The organism is Nocardiopsis sp. CNZ308, assembly GCF_004217075.1.
Window position 1 is genome coordinate 6,018,190 of sequence record NZ_SHKJ01000001.1, and the last position, 20,317, is coordinate 6,038,506.

Genomic DNA, 20,317 nt, shown 5'->3' on the forward strand with positions numbered 1-20,317 from the left:
CGATTCCGCGGGCGCTTCCACCGCCCGCCTCCACCGGGTGTCGAACACGTTCGAACCCGTTCGGCACCCGGCAGCGGGGGAGAGGTCACCGTTACCCTGTGCGCCCGATCCGTCACGGGTGACGCGGCGCGTGGCCGTCCGGCCCGGGGCGGGGGAGGGGCATGCGAGGTGGCGGCCCCGGGCGGGGCCGGACCCGAAGGTCCGAGCGGGGGAGCAGGGGGGAGAGCGGGCGGGGCGGGGTGAGCGCACACGGGCGCGGGGGTCCGGCGGGGCACAGGACCCGCGGCCGGACGCGGGGGGAAGGGACGGCGGTCGGGTCGGCGGACGCTGACCGTCGGCCAACCAACCGCCACGAAACTTCGCATAGAACTACAAAACCCTACAAAATCATGCATAACACGGTTTATGCATGAAACATGGAGGAATCGGGAGAGGGCCGTGTTCGCAGGGGACACCCCGTCGCCCACCAGCGCCTTCGCCCTGGCGCCGACCCGCCGCACCGGGACCTCGCGCCCCGCCTGGACGACCACCGCGGGGGAAGACGCCCAGGTGAGGGGCGGCCGTACGACGTCCGACACCGGGGCGAACGCGTCCTCCGGGACACCCACGCGAAGGCACCCGGCGCCGGTCCGGACAGTTCGAAGGGGCGGATCGGCCCCCGGGCGCCGGAGCGGCCAGCAGGCCAGGTCGCAGCCGCGCCGGGGGCAGCCAGCCAATCGGTCCTGTGCGCCAGCCTCCAGAACCGGGGCGCAACCGACGTCCGCGCGACGGCGTTGCCAGCGCCGGACCCGGACCGGCCGCGCACCGCCGCCCAGCCATGCCGTCGTCCGCGGGTCAGCAGCAGCGAGAGCGTGCCCGGGTCCGCCCGGACGGGCCCGGCGAGCCGACGCCCGCGCGCCCGGGGCGCACACACCTGCCGCGGAGCCGCGAACCCCTTCCCCGCAGGCATTCCCATATCGCCGATAATGCACATTATGTAAAGTAGAGCCGGAACAGCCCCTCTCCTGTCCACGCCCTCGTGCCCCACAGGCCTGAACGGCTCCCCCCGACCGGACGAAGACCTCACCTCCGTCCCGGCCGAGCCGCGCCCGACGAACCCTCTCGCCGCCCCGCACTCCCGGCACCCGCCTTCCCCGGGACCCGCGACCGCCGCGAACCCCGGGAAACGCACACACGGCTTCCTATCCGGGCAGCCGCAACCACCCCGTGCGCACCTGCCACGCACCCCCCGACTCCAACCGCTCCACCACCGCACGCTCCAACCGCGTACGCCGCCCGGCCGCGGCCACGTCCACCACCGGCATCCCGAACACGAACCGGAACACGTCCGACTCCCCCGGCTGCCCGCGCCCCACCAGCGTGAACCGCCGCTGGAACCCCACGATGTTGGAGCCCTCCCCCAACACCTCCTCCCACTGCGGGTCCAGCAACCACGACGTACACGTGGCCACCACCGGATCGAACCCCAGGTGCGCCCGCGCGAACCCCCGCGCCCGCCCCAGCGCGTCGTCCACCGACGCCGGATCCAGGCCCCCCGACGGGATGTGCAACCGCAGCGCCAGGTCCCCGCGACCCATACCCGGGCCCAGCCGCGCCGCCTCCTCCCGGGAGTACCACTCCACACCGCCCTGGTCGGTCAGCACCCCCGGCTCCAGCTGCAACCCGCCCACCCAGTACAGGCGTCCCCGGAACTGCGCCGCCACCCACGCCGCCGTCTCCACGCCCAACCGGCCGAACATCCGCCGCGACCGCGCCACCTGCACGCCCACGTCGGCCAGCGTCGCCGCCGTCACCGCCGGGTCCACGCCCAGCTTCGCGTGCGCCTCGAACTGGGCGGGCACCCGCGCCGCGAACGCCCACAGCGACGCCGCGCGCACCCGCGCGTCCTCGGCCTCCACCAGCGACGGCCAGTCCCGCCACTCCCCCAGGGCCAGGTCCGCGTCCGCGCACAGACGCCGGTACATGCACCCCACCAGGTACCACAGCTCCGGCGGCCACTCCCCCGACGCCGAACCCGAACCCGGCCAGAGCGCCGCCACCTCGGCCCGGTCCACCGCCTCCAGCGCGAACAGGTCCAACACCCGCTCCGCCTCAGCACCCACCGGAACCTCCAGAGCCCTCACCGGCTCCGGCAGCCGCTCCGCCTCCTCCAGCCACAGGCGCACATCCGCACCCAGACCGAAACGTTCCACCACCGCGACGCTATCCATCCCCACATCATGTCCCAGCGCCCACGCGACGCGCGAGTGAGGCCAGGCTCACAGGTGGGCATAGTGTTGACGTAACCCGCGAAAGCCCCACACCAACCGAAAATGAGGACCGCCACCGATGCCCGTGCCCGACCCGGAGCACCACGTCCGCGACTGGCTCGCCACTTACGACACACCCACCACATCGGTGGCCCACCTCCTCTGCGACCGCCACGACCCCCACGCCACCGCCACCACCGAGATCGGCCCCACCCTGGAGGCCACCACCCTCACCTTCGGCGAACTCGGCCGACGCTCCCGCGACCTGGCCACCGGCCTGGCCGACCTGGGCATCACCCGCGGGGACCGCGTCGCCACCCTCATCCCCAAGGGCGTGGACCTGACCGTCACCGCCCTGGCCGTGTGGCGTCTGGGCGCCGTCCTGGTCCCCCTGCTCTCCTCCTTCGCCCCCTCGGCCATCAACGAGCGCCTCACCGACTCCGGCGCCCGCCTGGTGGTGTGCGACGCCGAGTACCGCGCCAAGCTCGTCCCCGGCGCCGACCGCCCCTGGCACATCGCCACCACGGCCGCCGAGCCCGCCCACGCGGGCGACCACACCCTCACCGGCCTGGCCGCCCGCGCCGCCGCCGCGCCGTCCGTCCCCGACGCCGCCGTGGGCGGGGACGGTCTGCTGGCCGTCGTCTACGTCTCCGGGGTCATCGGCCCGCCCCGGGGCGTGCGGGTGCCCGTGCGCGCCCTGGCCGCCATGCACGCCTACCACCACTACGGCCTGGGCGTGCACGACGACGACGTCTACTGGAACACCGCCGACCCCGGCTCGGCCTACGGCCTCTACCACGGGCTCATCTCGCCGCTGCTGGCCGGGCACAACTCCCTGGCGCTGCGGGCCGGGTTCTTCGACCCGGAGCTGACCCTGGACGTGCTGGGCGTGCACGGCGTCACCAACCTGGCGGCCGATCCCACCACCTACCGCACGCTGCGCGCGGCCACCAAGACCCTGCCGCCCGAGGTGATGGTGCAGAGCCTGGCCAGTGCGGGAGAGCCGCTGGCCCCCGACGTCATCGACTGGGTCACCGACGTGTTCGGCGTCCCGGTGCGCGACCACTACGGGCAGACCGAGCTGGGCTGGTGTGTGGGCGTGCCCAACGGCGACACCGGTCAGGGGCCGACCGATCCGCCGCCGGGGGCGATCGGTCCCGCCCTGCCGGGCTGGCGGGTGCAGATCCTGGAGGCGATCTCCGACGACCCCGCTCCCCTGGGCGCCTACGGGCGTGTGGCGGTGGACCTGGCGCACAGTCCGCTGGCCTGGTTCGAGGGCTACGTCGGTCAGGAGGGGGCCTCGCAGGTCAGGTTCACCCCCGACCACGCCTACTACCTGACCGGGGACACCGGTATCCAGGACCGGCAGGGGTCGTTGTTCTTCTCCACCCGTGACGACGGCGCCATCTTGACCTACGGGTACCGGATCGGTCCGAGCGAGGTGGAGTCGGTGCTCAACGCCCACCCGGCGGTGGAGGAGTGCGGGGTGTACTCGATCCCCGACGAGCTCGCGGGGCAGGTGATCGGTGCGCGGGTGGTTCTGGGCGCCGGTCACGAGGCCACTCCGGAGCTGGCCGAGGAGCTCAAGGGGTGGGTGGGCGAGCGGTTCGCCGCGCACGCCGCGCCGCGGGTGGTGGACTTCGTGGAGGAGCTGCCGCGCACGGCCTCGGGCAAGATGCGCCGGGCGCGCCTGCGCTGAGGGTCCGCCCCTGCCCTTCCCGGTGGCCCGGGGCGCGTCGGCGCGGTCCTGTGTACTGCTCCCCCTGGGCCGGGGTCAGGGGACGAGTTCGTCCACGCGGGCGGCCAGGGACATGTCCTTGTCGGTGACGGCTCCCTCGGAGTGGGTGCTCAGCGCCAGGTGCAGGGTGTCGTAGCGGATGTCGATGTCGGGGTGGTGGTCGACCTGTTCGGCCGCCTGGGCGATCTCGTTGACCAGGGCGATGGCGGCCGGGAAGTCGGGCAGGCGCACGGTGCGGCGGATGGCGGGTGCGGCGGGGTCCAGTTCCCAGTCGGTGAGGCGGGTCAGGCCGTCGCGGATCTGTTCCTCGGTGAGTCGCATGGCGGGTCCTCTCCCCCGGTGGCGGTCGTACGCGCCGGTGCGCGTACGGGTGGCTGTTGGGGGCTACGTACCCGTGTGCGGTGTAGGGGTCACCTGCGGTACGCGTGTTCTGTGAGGTCGGCCCCTTGTGGTGGTCGGTGCGGCGAAGCCGCTCCTTCTTGTTTTTGGGGGTTTGAGGAAACCGAAGGCTCGACTGTACGACGTAGATTTTAATGTACTTAGTAGCTTAGTAGTTCGCGTTACCAAGCTGAGGCCAGCCTCCCTACCTGCGCAGATCCTCCCCGTATGGGCCACTGTGTCCCCCTCAGGCTTGCGCAATCCCCCGTTGAGCGGTTCACTCTGGGGAACTCCGACCCCTCCCCCACCCCGGCGGACCCCCGCAGGTAGCCTCCGCCGCTCTCCCCCCAAAGCGAGCCCATGCCCCACAACAAGCGCCGTTCGCTTCGCGCCCGCATGATCACGCTGGTCCTGTTCCCCAGCACCGTGCTGCTGGCCCTGTGGGCCGCCTTCACCGCCCTGCTCGTCGGCGACATCGGTGAACTGCGCACCACCGCCACCTTCACCGAACAGGTCGGCGTCCCCGTCGAGGAGACCATCAGCGCGCTCCAGCGCGAACGCCGCGCCACCATGGACGCGGCCTGGGGCACCGAGCGCACCGCCCTGTACCTGACCTACTCGCGCCAGCGCACCGACGAGGCCGTGGACGCCTTCAGCCAGAGCCTGGACGCCTTCGACGTGCAGGACCTGCCCGAACAGGCCCTGGCCTTCCGCGCCGCCGTCAACCGCGTCGACACCCTGCGCGCCCGGGTGGACGCCTCCTCCCCCACCGAGATCGACCTGGAGGAGACCTCCACCGTCTACGACGAGGTCATCGAACAGGGCCTGCGCGTGTGGGACGGCCAGGTCGAGCGCGCCGACCCCGCCCAGGCCCCGCACCTGCGCTCCCTGACCTCGCTGATGCGCACCCGCGAACTCCTCAACCAGCAGGACACCGTCCTGGCCCACGCGGTGGCCACCAACTCCTTCCCCGTCCAGGCCCACGCCCAGTTCGCCGCCGCGGCCGGAGCCCAGCACTACACCTGGGACCGGGTCGTGGTCGAGATGAGCGAGGAGGACAGCCAGGACTACATCGAGCTGGAGTCCTACACCGAGGTGCAGCGCATCTACCAGCTCCAGGAGAGCATCATCTCCATGCCCGTGCGGGGCGGGGCCACCGTGCCGGTCAACGCCACCGCCTGGCAGGGCGCCGCCGAGGCCGTGGACGCGCGCATGCGCGACGTCGAACAGGGCCAGATCGACCGGGTCATCGCCTTCAGCCGCACGCAGTCGGCCGAACTGCGCACCAGCGTCCTGCTGGTGAGCGTGCCCGCCCTGGTGGCCGCCCTGGTCTCCTCCGCGGTCGCGGTGGGCGCCACCCAGCGCCTGGGCAGGCGCCTGCAGGACCTGCGCACGGCCACCCTGGAGCACGCCCGGGTGCGCCTGCCGGAGGTGACCGCACGGCTGCGCGCGGGCGGCAGCGTGGACGTGGACGCCGAGGTGCCGCGGCTGCGGGTGGAGAGCACCGACGAGGTCGGGCAGGTCGCCGAGGCCTTCAACGACGCCCAGCGCGCGGCCGTGGCGGCGGCGGTGGAGGAGGCGCAGGTGCGCGCGGGCGTGCGCAACATGTTCCGCAACATCGCCCGGCGCACGCAGGCGCTGGTGCACCGGCAGCTGGGGCTGTTGGACGCGCTGGAGCGCGCCGAGACCGACCCCAAGGTGCTGGAGTCGCTCTTTCGCATCGACCACTTCAGCACGCAGATGCGGCGCAACGCCGAGAACCTGATGCTGCTCAGCGGGGACGCCCCGGTGCGTCGGGGGCTGGCGCCGGTGCGCCTGCACGAGGCCGTGCGGGCCGCGGCCAGCGAGATCGAGGACTACGTGCGGGTGCGGGTGCTGGCGGTGCCGGCGGTGGCGCTGCGCGGCGAGGTCGGCGCGGACACCGTGCGGCTGCTGGCGGAGCTGCTGGAGAACGCCACGTCCTTCTCGCCCCCGGGCACGGAGGTGACGGTGAGCGGCCGGGCCGGGGAGGCGGGCGGGTGCGTGCTGGAGGTGCGCGACCGGGGGCTGGGGATGACGCGGGAGCAGCTGGAGGCGTCCAACGCGCTGCTGCGCGACCCGCCGCGCTTCGATCTGGCCCGGATGCGCGAGGACTCCCAGCTGGGGCTGTTCGTGGTGGCCACCATCGCCGCGCGCCACGGCCTGGAGGTGACGCTGAGCGCCGGGCCCGAGCGCGGCACGTGCGCGGTCGTGGCCGTTCCCGCCGACGCGCTGGCAGCCGAGGACGCGGGCGGCGCGGAGCCGGGCGGTGGCCGGGAGGCGGCGCCCGCGCAGGCGGCCGAGCGGTCGCGGCCGCTGGTCCTGACGGGCGGCCCCCCGGCCGAAACGGGCGGGGTCCAGGAGCGGGCGGCGCGGGAGGGCGGGGACCGGACCGCGCCCGAGACCCCGGACGCGGCTGCGGACGGGGACGGGGAGGACACCTACAAGGGTCTGCCCCGGCGGCGGCGCAAGGGCCTGCGGCCCTCCCCCGCGCCCGCCCCGGCCGCACCCGGGGAGCCCGGGGGCCGGGAGGCGGCGGCCGAGCGGTCGCTGACCGAGATCCGGTCGATGATGAGTGCTTTCCAGTCCGGGAGCCTGCGCGGGCGCGCACAGCCCCTGGACGGGGATGGAGACGGCGTGCGCGGTGCGCGCCCCGGTGAGAGCTCGGAAGGGTGATGTCGATGACGGCGGACGCTGCGGCGGGAGACAGGACGGCCGAGGCGGTGGAGGGGCAGTCCCCGGCCAGGACGCTGGACTGGCTGCTGGGCGACCTGGTGCGGCGGGTGGCGGGGGCGCGGCACGCGCTGTTGCTGTCGGCGGACGGGTTGCTGCTCTCGTGCTCGGACGACCTGGGGCGTGAGCAGGGTGAGCGGCTGGCCGCGATCGCGTCCGGTTTCGCGAGCCTGGCCCGTGGCGCGCGGGGGCAACTGGGCGCCGCGGAGGTGCGTCAGACGGTGGTGGAGATGGACAACGTGTTCTTCTTCGTGCTGGCCGCCGGTCAGGGCGCGTCGCTGGCGCTGGTGGCCGAGTCCACGTGCGACATGGGCCAGGCGGCGTTCGAGGTGAACCGTCTGGTGCGCCAGGTGGGCCCGCACCTGTCGGCGCTGCCGCGGCGCGGGAGTGTGAGGAGGTGAGGGCGTGGACGCTGAGCCGTCCGGTGGGGCGCCGGGACGGGAGTGGTCGTTCGAGTCGAGTCTGATCCGGCCGTACTCGTTGACGGGTGGGCGCACGCGTCCTTCGCGTACGGACTTTTCGATGACCTCGCAGGTGGTCGCGGTCTCCCCGGCTCCCGCCGGGGAGGTGGACCCGGAACTGGAGCTGATCCTGTCGCTGTGCGCGGGACCGGTGTCGGTGGCCGAGGTGGCCTCGCGGTCGGGGTTCCCGCTGGGGGTGACGCGGATCCTGCTGGCGGACCTGTTGGACCAGGGCCGTGTGGTGGTGCGCACCTCCGACTGGGAGCAGCACCGGCCCGACGCCGGGACGCTGCGCTCGGTGCTGGAGCGCATCCGTCAGCTGTGAGGGGCAAGGGTGGTGTCGAGGTGGAGTGGATGTGTCGTTGGTCGTGATGGACGCCGAGGGTGCGGGGCCGGTTCCCGACACCCTCAAGATCGTGGTCGCGGGGGGTTTCGGGGCGGGTAAGACCACCCTGGTCTCGGCGGTGAGCGAGGTGGAGTCGCTGCACACCGAGGAGGTCATGACCTCCGAGAGTGTGGGCGTGGACGATCTGGACGGGGTGGAGGCCAAGGCGACCACGACGGTGGCCCTGGACTTCGGCCGGATCACGCTGGACGGGACGACGGTGGTGTACCTGTTCGGTACGCCGGGTCAGCGGCGGTTCTCGTTCATGTGGGAGGAGTTGACCGAGGGCGCCCTGGGGGCGGTGGTGCTGGCCGACACCCGGCGGTTGGCGGACTCCTTCGACGCGATCGACTTCTTCGAGTCGCGCGGGGTCCCGTTCGTGGTGGCGGTGAACTGCTTCGACGGCCAGCGCACGCACCGGGCGGACGACGTGCGGGTGGCGCTGGACCTGGAGGAGCGGGTGCCTTTGCTGTTGTGCGACGCCCGGGACCGGGAGTCGGTCAAGGAGGTGTTGGTGGAGCTGGTGGCTCTGGTGTTGCGCCTGGAGCTGTCGGGGGCCTGAGAGGGGACGCCCCGGGCAGGGGCGCGGTGGGGTCCGGGGCGTGTGGTGCGGCCCGGGCCCCACCGCGCGGTCCAGGGGTCCGCCGCGGTGCCGGACCCGGGTATCCGTGGGCGGGGTCGTGCGCGGGGCGGCTCCCCTCCCCGCCGACTGCGGCGCCGACGACGCCCGCGCGCCGCGGAGCGGGGGCAGGGCCCCTTGCGGCGGTAGCGGGGTCAGCGGGCGCCGCGGCGGTCCACGGGCACGATCATCGGGGTGTCGGTCTCGGGGTCGGGGATGATGCGCACGGGCAGGCCGAAGACCTCCTCGACCAGGGAGGCGGTGACCACGGTGGAGGGGTCGCCCTCGGCGACGATGGCGCCCTCCTTCATCACGATCAGGTGGGTGGCGTAGCGGCAGGCGTGGTTGAGGTCGTGCAGGACCGCGACCAGGGTGTAGTCGCGTTCGGCGTGCAGTTGCGCGCACAGGTCGAGCATGTCCATCTGGTGGGCGATGTCGAGGTAGGTGGTGGGCTCGTCCAGCAGCAGCAGGGGTGTCTGCTGGGCCAGGACCATGGCCAGCCACACGCGCTGGCGCTGCCCTCCTGAGAGCTCGTCCACCGACCGCTCGGCCAGTTCGGCCACGCCGGTGGAGGCCATGGCCTCGGCCACGACCGCCTCGTCCTGCTTGGACCACTGGCGCAGGAACCCCTGGTGGGGGAAGCGGCCGCGGGCCACCAGGTCGGCCACGCCGATGCCGTCGGGGGCGATGGAGGTCTGCGGCAGCAGCCCCAGGCGGCGGGCGACCTCCTTGGCGGGGTAGGAGCTGATGGCCTTGCCGTCCAGGTGCACGTGGCCGTGCGCGGGCTTGAGGGTGCGCGACAGGGCCCGCAGCAGGGTGGACTTGCCGCAGGCGTTGGGTCCCACGATCACCGTGAAGGAGTTGTCGGGGATGGTGACGGCCAGGTCCCGGGAGATGACGCGCTGCTCGTAGGCCAGGGTGAGGTCGCGGCCGTTGAGGCGGGAGGCGGAGTGGTCGGCGATGGTCAACGTTCTTCCTCGGTTTCGGTCAGGCACGTCCGCCGCGCCATTCGGTGTAGAGCAACCAGATCAGGTAGCTGCCGCCGATGACGGCGGTGACCACGCCCACGGGCAGCTGGGTGGGGGCCAGGGCGCGCAGCGCGACCAGGTCGGCCACCGCCAGCAGGGCGGCTCCCATGAGCGCGGATCCGGCCAGGGTGGTGCCGCCGGTGCGCATCAGGCGCCGGGCCAGCTGGGGCGCGGCCAGGGCGACGAAGCCGATGGGGCCCGAGACGGCGATGGCGGCGCCGGTCAGGGCGCTGGCGGCGGCCAGGGCGATCAGCTGGGTGGAGCGGGTGGGCACGCCCAGGCCGCGCGCGGTGTCGTCCCCCAGTTCCATGAAGCGCAGGCGCCGGCCCAGCGCGAGCAGGACCGGTCCCAGCAGGGCCAGGCAGATCCACACGGCCGCGACCTCGGCCCAGCCGCGGCCGTTGAGGCTGCCGATCATCCAGATCTGGGCGCTGAGGGCGTCGGTGAGTTCGGCGCGGGTGAGCAGGTAGTCGCGGACGGCGCCGAGCATGGCGGCCATGCCGATGCCGACCAGGACCAGCCGGTAGCCCTGGACGCCGTTCTTGGTGGAGAGCAGGTACACGGCGGCTGCGGTGAGCATGCCCCCGGCGATGGCGCCCAGGGACACGCCCAGGCGTCCGGCGCCGAAGAGCAGGATGACGGCGACGGCTCCGGTGGCGGCGCCGCCGGTGAAGCCGATGATGTCGGGGCTGCCCAGGGCGTTGCGCGACAGGCTCTGGAAGACGGCTCCGGCGAGCCCTAAGGCGGCGCCAACGCCGATGGCGGTCAGGGCGCGGGGCAGGCGCACGCCCTGGACGAAGAACACGTCCAGGCGTTCGCCGTAGCCCCAGATCGCGGCGGGCACGGCGCCGAGCGGGATCTCGTAGTCGCCCACGGCCACCGAGACGACGAGGGCGGCGGCGCTGAGCGCGGTCAGGACGGCGGCGACGACGAGGGGGCGCGGGCGCACCAGCAGGGACAGGCGTTCGCCGAACAGGCGCAGGGCGAAGGAGCCGCGGGGTGTGGCGCGGGCGCGCTCTCGCGGGCGGCGGGGTGTCAGGGTGCGGCTCACAGGTGGGCCATTCTCGTGCTGCGGACCAGGGCGATGAACAGGGGGGCGCCGACGAAGGCGGTGATGATGCCGACCTCCAGTTCGGCGTCTGGCACGATGACGCGGCCCAGGGTGTCGGCGGCGGTGAGCAGGACGGCGCCCAGGACCGCGGAGTAGGGCAGCAGCCAGCGCTGGTCGGGGCCGGTGACCAGGCGTGCGGCGTGGGGGATGATGAGGCCGACGAACCAGATGGGGCCCGCGGCGGCGGTGGCGGCGCCGCACAGCAGGATGACGCCCACGGCGGTGGCGGCGCGGATGAGGGGGATGTTGGCGCCCAGGGTGGCGGCCAGGTCGTCGCCCAGGGCGACGGCGTTGAGGGAGGGGCCCAGGCACAGGGTGAGGACGATGCCCGCGATGAGGAAGGGCGCCACCTGCCAGAAGACGTCCAGGTCGCGTCCGACCAGGGAGCCGACCTGCCAGAAGCGGATGCGGTCGAAGACGAACTCGTTGAGGACGAACACGCCGTGGATGAGGCCTTGGAGGACGACGGCGACGGCGGTTCCGGCCAGGGCCAGGCGTACGGGGGTGGCGCTGGAGCGTCCGCGTGAGCCCAGGGCGTAGACGGCGACGGCGGCCAGGGCGGCGCCGACGAAGGCGGGCCAGACGTAGCCGGTGCCGGTGGCGCCGAAGGCGATGACGGCGATGACCACGGCCGCGGCGGCGCCGGAGTTGACGCCGAGGATGCCGGGTTCGGCCAGGGGGTTGCGGGTCAGGGCCTGCATGAGGGCTCCGGCCAGGCCCAGGGCGGCGCCGACGAAGACGCCGATGACGGTGCGGGGGACGCGCAGGCTGCGGATGACGTCGTGGTCGTAGGAGCCGTCGTAGGCGGTCAGTGCGGCCCACACCTCGGCGGCGGGGATGGGTTTGGTGCCGATGGTGACGCTGAGCAGGGCGCACAGGGTGAGCAGGCCCAGGGCGGCGACCAGCCCGAGGGGGCGGATGATGCGCCTGGTGAGTGTGGGGCGCGTGAGGGTGGGGGCGCGCAGGGCCACGGCTTCCCCGTTCGTTGTGGCGTGGGTGGTGGACGCGGCTGCCCTGGTGGGGTGCAGCCTGGGGGCGGCACCGGTGCACTGCGCGCCGCCTCGGACAGGTTAGCCTTACCTTCATCCCGTTCGCACGGAAGGGTGCCCGTTATGCCCGAGTTGTCGCGTCCTGTGCGTGCCCTGGCCACACTAACCGCCCTGGCGGCACTGACCCTGTCCGGCTGCGCCGCCCCGCCCTCCTCCCCCCGCACCGACGACGGGCCCACGCGCACCGTACAGGCCGCCAACGGCGAAGTGGAGATCCCCGCCGCACCCCAGCGCGTCGCCGTCCTGTGGCGCCCCACCCTGGCCGCCGTCACCCTGCTGGGACACGACGTGGCCGCCACCACGGGCACCCCCGGCGCACCCGAACAGGGCCTGGCCCCCTTCCTGCCCCCGGGCGCCGACGGCGACGCCCTGACCCTGGTGACCAACTCCCCCGCCGAGGACGACGTCCAGCTCGAAGCACTGGCCAACGCCGCCCCGGACCTGATCATCGGTGTCCGCACCCCGTCCGGCGCCCAGGCCCAGATGCTGTCGGACCTGGAGGCCATAGCGCCCACGGTCCTGTTGGAATGGGAGGGCACCGGCTCCTGGCAGGCCCACCTGCACCAGGTCGCCGAGGTGCTCGACGCCCCCGAACAGGCCGAGCGGGCCGCGGCCGAGTACGAGACGGCGCTGGAGCGGGCGCGCGAGCAGATCACCGGGGCCGGGGTGGACCCGGCCGCCACCGAGGTCTCGCTCGTGCGGTTGCAGGGTCCCAGCGAGATACGCCTGGAGACGCCCGCCTCCTTCCCCGGACAGGTCGTCCAGGACCTGGGCCTGGCCCGCCCCCGGGGCCAGCACCAGGCCCAGGGCGCCACCGACTTCATCGCCCTGGGCTACGAGCACCTGGAACGCGCGGACGGCGACGCGGTGTTCGTCCTGGCCGGATCGGGCTACCCCGACGCGCCCCGCACCTTCTCCGAGGGGGTGTGGTCCAACCTGCGTGCGGTGCGCGACGCCCGGGTGTACCGCATGGACCACGACGTGTGGGGCGCGGCCAACCACCACGCCGCGCACCGCGTCGTCCAGGACGTGACCGAGGCGCTGACCGGACAGACCGAACCCGCGGTGTGAGGGTCAAGGTCACAGATCGGGCGAACCCGCCGGTAACCCCGGGCGCGCCCGCCATCGTGGACCCACACGCCACGCACTGACCCCGCCCGGCGGGACGACTCCTCGCCCCGCCGCAGCACCGCGCGCGGCACAGCACCCGCCGGGCCCGCGTCGGGCCCCGCCCGCCGAGGGGACCTGATGAGGGACCGCACCGCGTCGATCGAGTCGATGAAGCAGCTCACCCGGGTCTGGCGCACCCTGGTGCTGGACCGCGACCCCCACGCCGACGTGCGCGACCTGCCCGGCCTGGCCGTGCGCTGGGCCGACTGCCGCTTCGCCTTCTGGAACTGCCTCACCCTGACCGGCCTCGATGTGGACGCCGCGGACCTCGAACGCGCCCTGCACCGGGCGGAGCGGGTGATGCGCACCAAGAGGCACCCCGGTTTCCTGTGGCTCTTCGAGGACCTGCTCGACCCGCGGGCGCGCGAGCACCTGCGCGAGGCGGCCCACCGGGCGGGACTGGAGCACGCCTTCGGCGGCGTCGGCATGGCCGCGGACCTCGCCCACCTACCTGAACCCTCCCACCCCGACCTGACGTTCGTACGCGTGAGCACCGACGCACACCTGCGCTCCTACGCCGACCTGAACTCCCACGCCTACGGCTTCACCCCGCAGGAGGGCCGCGACGGGCTCGTGGGATCCACCCTGTGGAAGGACGGCATCCACGCCTACCTGGGCATGCGCGAGGGCGAGCCGGTCACGTGCGCCGCGGCGGTGCGCGCGCCGGACTGCCTGTTCGTCGTGCTGGTGGCCACCGCACCGCGGTGGCAGCGCAGGGGCTACGCCGAGGCCGTCACCCGCAAGGCCCTGCACGAGGGCGCCCGGGCCAGCGGCCTCAGACGCGCCGTACTACAGGCGACCGAGGCCGGAGCACCCGTGTACCCGCGCCTCGGTTTCACCGCCAACTCGCCGGTGCACTTCTACCGGCTGCGCGACTGACCGCACCGCGCGGGGCACGCGCCCCACGCCCCGCGCCTCAGGTGAAGATGTCCCAGCCCATGCGCACGAGCAGGGCGATGACCACCACCAGCAGCACCGCCCGCACGAACCCCGAACCCCGCCGCAGGGCCATACGCGCCCCGATCTGGGCGCCGATGATGGTGCACACCGCCAACCCCAGGCCCAGCAGCCAGTCGATGTGCCCGCCCAGGCCGAAGACGACGAGCGCCCCCAGGTTGGTGCACACGTTGACGATCTTGGCCGAGGCCGAGGCCTCGACGAAGTCCATGCCGACCACGGCGGTGAAGGCGATGATGAGGAAGACGCCGGTGCCCGGGCCGATGAGGCCGTCGTAGAAGCTCACCCCCAGGCCCGCGACGGCCACCACCGCCAGGGCCCGGTTGCGGGTGCGCAGGCGGCGGTCGGAGGCCACGCCCATGGCGGGGCGGAAGTAGACCATGAGGGCGACCCCGGCCAGGACCACCATGATGACGGGTTTGAGCACGTCGGCGGTGAGCGCGGCGGCCATGGCCGCGCCCAGCCCCGAGCCCAGCAGGGCCAGGGCGGCGGTGGGCACGACCACGCGGCGGTCGATCCTGACCTTGCGGGCGTAGGCCAGGGCGGCGGAGGTGGTGCCGAAGACAGCGCCGAGCTTGTTGGTGCCCAGCAGGGTGGCCAGGGGTGTGGTGGGCGCGGCGACCAGCAGGGCGGGCAGCAGGAGCAGGCCGCCTCCGCCGACGACGGCGTCGACCCAGCCCGCTGCGACGCCGACCAGCAGGAGCAGGCCGAGGATCTCGGGGTCCATCTACCGCGCGCGCCCGAGGGAAGAGGTGATCATGGGTTCTTTTCGTGGCGGGGATGGCTGACGCACGCAGCCTACTCTTCGCCTCGGGGCGGGTGTCGTCCCAGGGTGTCCTTCGCCTGTGGCTTCGCGCCGGTGCGCGCGACCGGGAGGGGGTGGCGCGGGTGCCGGGGGCGGGTTCACGAGGGAAGGGGTGAACCCGCCGTGCGTCGCTGCGCCCGCCGGGCCCCGCTCCCGGGACGTCCGCCCAGGGGAGGGACGACGTCGTGGGCGCCCGGCGAAGGCGGCGCTCAGGCCCGCGGGGCCAGCGCTCAGACGGTGATGGTGATGTTGTCGATGATGTCGTCGAGGAAGCCCTCGTCACTGAAGAAGTGCAGGGGGCGGGAGAACCCGGTGGACACGGAGTCCGCCGAGGCCGGGGCGGCGCCGACCAACAGGACGGTGGCCAGGGCGGCACCGGCGGCGGCACCAGCCAGGGCACGTTGCGTCAAGCACATGAAAACCACTCCATGTCACGTTGGGTGTGCATTTCGCTGCCGATGGTATCCATTTGGTGAGTGTCGCGCTGACTTTTTCGCGATCAACAGCAGTACACGGCCCACGACGTGCGAAGCGGCGACGCCCAGGGACAGGGGGCGCCGCCGCGGTTTGAGGAAAAGCGCAGGTCAGAACCGTGATCGAGCGAACCAGTCGCGGGCCCGCTCCAAGACCTGGGGCGCCACCTGATGCCCGCCGGGGTGCTCCTCGGCCCGTACCCGGGCCCCGCGTTCACGCAGCTGGTCGGCCAGCAGGCGCGCCTGGTCCACGGTGGTGATCGGGTCGGCCGCGCCGAAGCCCAGGAACACCCGCACCCCCGACAGGTCCACCGGGTCGGGCCGGCGCCCCTGGAGCGGGGCCCCGGCCGCGAACAGGGCGGCGCCCCGCAGCAGGTGCGGGTGGAGCAGCAGCAGGGCGGCGCCGGTGTTGGCCCCGTTGGAGAACCCGCTGACCACGACCCGCTCCGGGTCCAGGTCGTAGGCGCGCACGGCCTCGGTGACGAAGGCGGCCAGGCCGGCGGTGCGCTCGATGAGGTCCTCGACGTCGAAGACGCCCTCGCGCACCCGGCGGAACCACCGGTTCATCCCGTTCTCGTCCACCGTGCCGCGCGGTGAGAGCAGGGCCGCGCCCGGGGCCAGGGCCCGCCCCAGCGGCAGGAGGTCGTGCTCGTCGGCGCCGGTGCCGTGGAGCAGCAGCAGGGTGGGCGCGTCCGGGACGGTGGCCGGGGTGAAGACGTGGACGAGGTCGTCGACGCCGCTCACCGGCCGGTCTCCAGGGCGGGCAGGTGGGCGGCGATCTGCTCGCGGTCGGGCTCCAGCCACGGCGGGAGCCTGAGCGATCGGCCCAGTTCCAGCAGCGGCTCGTCGTAGTCGAACCCGGGGCCGTCGGTGGCGATCTCCAGCAGCACGCCGCCGGGCTCGCGGAAGTAGATGGAGGTGAAGTAGCAGCGGTCGCGGACCTCGGTGACGCCCACGCCGTCGGCCTCCAGGCGCTGGCGCCAGGCCTCCTGGACGGGACCGTCCGGAGCGCGGTAGGCCACGTGGTGGACCGTCCCGGCCGCGACCAGTCCGCGCGGCGCGCGGGGGTCGGCCACCACGTCGACGATGGTGCCCACGCCCCGGCCGGAGGCGTTGGTGTGAAAGCGCGTGCGCCCCCCGCTCTCATCCGCCAGGTGGAAGCCCAGCTGGTCGCCCAGCATCTGGACGGTGCCCTCCACGTCCTGCTCGGTCAGGGTCACCGCGCGGATGCCGCGGATGGCGTGTTCGGGCGGCACCGCTCCCCCGTCCCAGGGGTCGGTGTCGTGGTGGTCGGCGCTGGCGGCCAGTTCGATGACCAGGCCGTCGGGGTCGCGCAGGCTCAACACGTCCTCCTCACCGCGCTCGGCGGGGCGGGTGGCCTCCACGTCCAGGGAGGCCAGGTGCCGGGCCCACCAGCCCAGGGAGCCCTCGGGCACGGAGAAGGTCGTGGTGGTGGCCTGGCCCGCGCCCACGCGTCCGCGGGGCGCGCCGGGCCAGGGGAAGAAGGTCATGATGGTGCCGGGGTTGCCCGCGCGGTCGCCGTAGTAGAGGTGGTAGGTCTGGGGCGAGTCGAAGTTGACCGTGCGCTTGACCATGCGCATGCCCAGGGCGCGCAGGTAGAAGTCGGCGTTGGCCTGCGGATCGCTGGCGATCGCGGTCACGTGGTGGATTCCCGCGGGGCGCACGTCCATGTCCCTCACCCTTCGTCGAGTTCGCCGGGGCACCTGCCAATGTAGTTTAAATTTAAACTACCACGGTGGTGTGCTCCCTCCCCACACTCCCCCCAAGACGGCCCCGGGGACAAGCACACCGCCCGCGCGGCGCCAGGGCGCGGCACCGGGCGGTGACGGCCCCTACCGCAGACGGCGCAGACGCAGACCCGCCGCCGCGGCCGCCCCGCACAACACCAGCGCGAAGACCACCGCGCCACCCCAGCCCACGGCGTCGTAGACCAGACCGCCCAACCAGCCGAACAGGCTCGACCCCAGGTAGTAGGCCAGCGTGTAGACCGCCATGGCCTGGGCCCGCCCCCGCACCGCGCGGGTACCCACCCACGCCGAGGCGGTGGCGTGCGCACAGAAGAAACCGAAGGTCATCACCAACAGGGCGGCCAGCAGACCCGGCAGGGCCGTGGCGAACATCCCGCCCAACCCGGCGGCCATCGACACGGTCGCCGTGGTGAGCACCGCGTACCCGCCCCAGCGCGCGGTGGCACCCCCCGCCACCGCCGAACCCAGCATCCCCGCCGTGTAGGACAGGAAGAGCAGCGAGGCCGCGGCCTGGGAGAGCCCGAAGGGCTCGGCCATCAGACGAAAACCCAACAGGTTGTAGACCGTCATGAAGGCGCCCATGAGCAACAGGGCCTGGGCGTAGAGGGCGATGAGCCCGGGCGTGGTCACCGCCGCACGCAGGCGCCCGCCCATCCCGACCCCGCCCGACCCCCGCGACGGCGACGCCTCACCCCGCACGGCGGCGGTACGCGGAACGCGCGGTCGGCGGGGCAGGACCAGCGCGAACACGGCCAGCGCGACCAGGGCCAGCAGGGTGTTGGCGGCGACCCCCCACTGCCAGCCGCCCAGATCCGCGGCGAACCCGGCCAGCAGACGCCCGCCCATCCCGCCCAACGGGTTGCCCGCGATGTACAGGCCCGTGGCACGCGAAGCGTCGGCCGGGTGGATCTCCTCCGACAGGTAGGCCACCGCAGCGGCCGGCACCCCGCCCAGAGCCGCACCCTGCAACGCGCGCAGCACCAGCAGCGGCCACAGATCGGCGACGAAGGGAATCACACAACCCAGCAGCGTCGCGGCCACCAGGGAGACACCGATGACACGGGCACGACCGAAACGGTCGGCCGCCCCGCTCCAGACGAGGGTGAACCCGGCCAGACCGCCCGTGGCCAACGACACCGCGAGCGCGGCCTGGGAGGCCGAGGCACCGAAACCCTGCGCGATCGCGGGCAGGATCGGCTGGACCGCCCACAACTGGGCGAAGGTCGCCACGGCGGCGGCCACCAGCGCGATGACCGTACGCCGGTAGGCGCCGGTCCCCGCACGGGGACGGGTGTCGCAATCAGGCGGCGAGGCACTGGTCAGGCTCATACCGTCCACGCTAGAAAGACCGGTTTCATACGTCCAATGCATGCTTTGGCGTTGACCCATACTGGAACGCATGGAACGCAGTGAACACGACGACACCGACGCCCTGGCCCAGGTCCTGGCGCCCCGCCTGCGCATGGTGGCCGCGGTGGCCGCCACCGAGCACATCACCCAGGCCGCCGAGGCGCTGGGCACCCCCCAACCGACCCTGAGCCGGGCCCTGGCCCGAACACAGGAGGAACTGGGCATGGCACTGGTGGAACGCACCGGACGCGGAGTACGGCTGACCCGCGCCGGAAGACTGCTGCTGCCGCACGTGGAACGAGCCCTGGCCGACCTGCGCCAGGGCCTGGCCGAACTGACCGGAGCCGAGGAGGGCCGGGTCGCGCTGACCTTCCTGCCCACACTGGGCGTGGAGGTGGTCCCGGCACTCCTGCGGGACTTTCGCGCCCAACACCCGGGAGTGCGCTTCTCCCTGACCCAGGAACCGTGGTCGGAGTCCCTGCACAGACTCACCGCCGGCGGCGCGGACCTGGCACTGACCTCACCACTGCCCTCGGGGCAGGGACTGGCGGCGGCCACACTCCACACCCAGGTACTGCGCCTGGTGGTGCCCGAACAACACCCGCTGGCACAGGAACACCACATACCGGACGCCGGGGCGACGGGCGAAGAAGAGAGCGCGACCCCACCCCCGGTGGCGGTGACCGCCGCGGCACGCGAGGAGTTCATCCTGCTCAAACCCGGGCGGGGCGTACGCCACCTGACCGACCGCATCGTGGAACAGGCGGGATTCACCCCCCGCGTGGCCTTCGAGGCCGACGACATCGCCACCGCACGCGGACTGGTGGCGGCGGGACTGGGGGTGTCCGTGCTCCCGGCCCGCCCCAAGGGACCGCTGAGCGGGACGGTGGAACTGGACATCGAGGGCGTGGACGCCCGCCGCCCCATCGGCGTGGTCTGGCCCCAACAGGGGTCGGGCGGCGGCTACCACCCCCCCGCGGTCACGCTGTTCCGCGACCACGTGCGGCGGGTGGGCCCACGCGTGATCCCCGACCTGACCGGGTAACCGGGTAAGGGCGCACCCGCCCACCGCCCCCACCACCCGGCGGCGACCCCGCCCGGACCCGCGCTCGCGCGAAAACCACTGGTGCGCGGCGGGGAAGCCGCGCGAGCATCACCCCATGACGCGCACACCACCCTCCCACCCGCCCCGCCCCGTCGCCCTGGTCACCGGCGTGGGCCGCACCATCGGCATCGGCTCCGCCGTCGCCCGCCGCCTGGCCGCCTCCGGATGGGACGTGGCCTTCACCCACTGGAACGCCTACGACGCCCGCATGAGCTGGGGCGCCGAACCGGACGCGACCGGCACCATCCTCAACGCCCTGACCGAGCACGGCGCCCGCGCCGTGGCCATCGAGGCCGACCTGGCCGACACCGCCACCGCCGCACACGTCTTCGACACCGCCCAGGAGCGGTTGGGCCCGGTGAGCGCACTCATCATGTGCCACTGCGAGTCGGTCGACTCCGGACTCCTGGAGACCACCCTGGACAGCTTCGACCGCCACTTCGCGGTCAACGCCCGCGCCACCTGGCAACTGGCCCGCGAGTTCGGCCTGCGTTGCACAGCAGAGCACGGAACCGGGCGCATCATAGCCCTGACCAGCGACGACACCGTGGGCAACCTCCCCTACGGCGCGAGCAAGGGCGCCCTGGACCGCATCGTGCTCTCCTGCGCGCGCGAGCTGGCCCACCTGGGGGTGAGCGCCAACGTCATCAACCCCGGCCCCGTCGACACCGGCTGGATGTCACCGCAGACCAGGGCCGACTGCCTCCAGCACACCCCGCTGGGGCGCCTGGGCACACCCCAGGACACCGCGGACCTGGTGGAGTTCCTGTGCTCACCCCGCGGGCGGTGGATCAACGGCCAGCTCCTGACCAGCGACGGGGGCATCTCCGCCTGACCCGGCCCCCGCTTCCGGGCGCGGACCCCCGCGCCCGGAAGCGCCGGGAAGGGACGACGACACCGACCAGGACCGGCCCCGGAC

19 protein-coding genes are annotated in these 20,317 nt (G+C 73.4%); 9 read left to right on the forward strand and 10 right to left on the reverse strand.

The window, feature by feature from the left end; translation table 11 throughout:
* Window positions 1-1,181 precede the first annotated feature (1,181 nt).
* A complete protein-coding gene (locus EV372_RS25980; RefSeq protein ID WP_130398201.1) occupies window positions 1,182-2,210 on the reverse strand; it encodes an acyltransferase domain-containing protein in 1,029 nt (342 codons plus the stop codon).
* Between the two features lie 118 nt (window positions 2,211-2,328).
* Here EV372_RS25980 and EV372_RS25985 point away from each other — a divergent pair, with 118 nt between their 5' ends.
* A complete protein-coding gene (locus tag EV372_RS25985) occupies window positions 2,329-3,948 on the forward strand; it encodes an AMP-binding protein (RefSeq protein WP_130398202.1) in 1,620 nt (539 codons plus the stop codon).
* Window positions 3,949-4,023: 75 nt separating this feature from the next.
* On the opposite strand, the gene EV372_RS25990 is transcribed toward EV372_RS25985, so the two are convergent.
* The gene (locus EV372_RS25990) at window positions 4,024-4,308 is read right to left on the reverse strand and encodes a 4a-hydroxytetrahydrobiopterin dehydratase (protein ID WP_047871301.1); all 285 of its coding nucleotides are present in this window, start codon (window positions 4,306-4,308) and stop codon (window positions 4,024-4,026) included.
* 417 nt (window positions 4,309-4,725) lie between these two features.
* Here EV372_RS25990 and EV372_RS25995 point away from each other — a divergent pair, with 417 nt between their 5' ends.
* The 4 genes from EV372_RS25995 to EV372_RS26010 are packed head-to-tail and all read left to right on the forward strand — an operon-like array spanning window position 4,726 to window position 8,524.
* Entirely contained in the window at window positions 4,726-7,059 is a 2,334-nt protein-coding gene (locus EV372_RS25995; protein WP_130398203.1) for a sensor histidine kinase, read from the forward strand.
* Window positions 7,059-7,517 carry a roadblock/LC7 domain-containing protein gene (locus tag EV372_RS26000; protein ID WP_013153230.1) on the forward strand — a complete coding sequence of 153 codons (459 nt, stop codon included), beginning with the start codon at window positions 7,059-7,061 and terminating at the stop codon, window positions 7,515-7,517. Before EV372_RS25995 ends, EV372_RS26000 begins: the two co-directional genes overlap by 1 nt.
* A gap of 4 nt (window positions 7,518-7,521) precedes the next feature.
* Window positions 7,522-7,902 (forward strand): DUF742 domain-containing protein, encoded by a 381-nt coding sequence (locus tag EV372_RS26005; protein WP_197044321.1) that lies wholly within the window; start codon window positions 7,522-7,524, stop codon window positions 7,900-7,902.
* A gap of 46 nt (window positions 7,903-7,948) precedes the next feature.
* The gene (locus EV372_RS26010) at window positions 7,949-8,524 is read left to right on the forward strand and encodes a GTP-binding protein (protein WP_165436090.1); all 576 of its coding nucleotides are present in this window, start codon (window positions 7,949-7,951) and stop codon (window positions 8,522-8,524) included.
* Between the two features lie 212 nt (window positions 8,525-8,736).
* On the opposite strand, the gene EV372_RS26015 is transcribed toward EV372_RS26010, so the two are convergent.
* Genes EV372_RS26015 through EV372_RS26025 form a run of 3 tightly spaced genes read right to left on the reverse strand, consistent with a single transcriptional unit; the run spans window position 8,737 to window position 11,691 of the window.
* Window positions 8,737-9,549, reverse strand: a complete 813-nt coding sequence (locus EV372_RS26015; protein WP_130398204.1) for an ABC transporter ATP-binding protein — start codon at window positions 9,547-9,549, stop codon at window positions 8,737-8,739.
* A 19-nt stretch (window positions 9,550-9,568) separates the two neighbouring features.
* A complete protein-coding gene (locus EV372_RS26020; RefSeq protein WP_130398205.1) occupies window positions 9,569-10,660 on the reverse strand; it encodes a FecCD family ABC transporter permease in 1,092 nt (363 codons plus the stop codon).
* The gene (locus tag EV372_RS26025) at window positions 10,657-11,691 is read right to left on the reverse strand and encodes a FecCD family ABC transporter permease (RefSeq protein ID WP_130398206.1); all 1,035 of its coding nucleotides are present in this window, start codon (window positions 11,689-11,691) and stop codon (window positions 10,657-10,659) included. Before EV372_RS26025 ends, EV372_RS26020 begins: the two co-directional genes overlap by 4 nt.
* 141 nt (window positions 11,692-11,832) lie before the next feature.
* On the opposite strand from EV372_RS26025, the gene EV372_RS26030 reads away from it, so the two are divergent.
* Together EV372_RS26030 and EV372_RS26035 are read left to right on the forward strand one after the other, a co-directional pair.
* A complete protein-coding gene (locus EV372_RS26030) occupies window positions 11,833-12,840 on the forward strand; it encodes an ABC transporter substrate-binding protein (RefSeq protein WP_130398207.1) in 1,008 nt (335 codons plus the stop codon).
* Window positions 12,841-13,017: 177 nt separating this feature from the next.
* Window positions 13,018-13,818, forward strand: a complete 801-nt coding sequence (locus tag EV372_RS26035; RefSeq protein WP_130398208.1) for a GNAT family N-acetyltransferase — start codon at window positions 13,018-13,020, stop codon at window positions 13,816-13,818.
* Between the two features lie 37 nt (window positions 13,819-13,855).
* Here EV372_RS26035 and EV372_RS26040 read toward each other — a convergent pair whose 3' ends face one another.
* From EV372_RS26040 to EV372_RS26060, 5 genes are all read right to left on the reverse strand, one after another.
* Complete coding sequence (locus tag EV372_RS26040; RefSeq protein ID WP_130398209.1) at window positions 13,856-14,623, reverse strand: sulfite exporter TauE/SafE family protein; 768 nt, start codon at window positions 14,621-14,623, stop codon at window positions 13,856-13,858.
* A 308-nt stretch (window positions 14,624-14,931) separates the two neighbouring features.
* Window positions 14,932-15,117, reverse strand: coding sequence for a hypothetical protein (locus EV372_RS26045; RefSeq protein WP_130398210.1), 186 nt, complete (start codon window positions 15,115-15,117; stop codon window positions 14,932-14,934).
* Between the two features lie 168 nt (window positions 15,118-15,285).
* Complete coding sequence (locus EV372_RS26050) at window positions 15,286-15,918, reverse strand: alpha/beta hydrolase (RefSeq protein WP_130398211.1); 633 nt, start codon at window positions 15,916-15,918, stop codon at window positions 15,286-15,288.
* Window positions 15,915-16,865 (reverse strand): ring-cleaving dioxygenase, encoded by a 951-nt coding sequence (locus EV372_RS26055; RefSeq protein WP_130398212.1) that lies wholly within the window; start codon window positions 16,863-16,865, stop codon window positions 15,915-15,917. Before EV372_RS26055 ends, EV372_RS26050 begins: the two co-directional genes overlap by 4 nt.
* 162 nt (window positions 16,866-17,027) lie before the next feature.
* Window positions 17,028-18,272, reverse strand: coding sequence for an MFS transporter (locus tag EV372_RS26060; protein ID WP_130398213.1), 1,245 nt, complete (start codon window positions 18,270-18,272; stop codon window positions 17,028-17,030).
* A 70-nt stretch (window positions 18,273-18,342) separates the two neighbouring features.
* Between EV372_RS26060 and EV372_RS26065 the strand changes: the two genes are divergently transcribed.
* On the forward strand, window positions 18,343-19,338 hold the full coding sequence (locus EV372_RS26065; protein WP_130398214.1) for a LysR family transcriptional regulator: 996 nt from the start codon (window positions 18,343-18,345) through the stop codon (window positions 19,336-19,338).
* 115 nt (window positions 19,339-19,453) lie between these two features.
* A complete protein-coding gene (locus EV372_RS26070; protein ID WP_130398215.1) occupies window positions 19,454-20,233 on the forward strand; it encodes an SDR family oxidoreductase in 780 nt (259 codons plus the stop codon).
* The last annotated feature ends 84 nt before the right edge of the window (window positions 20,234-20,317 follow it).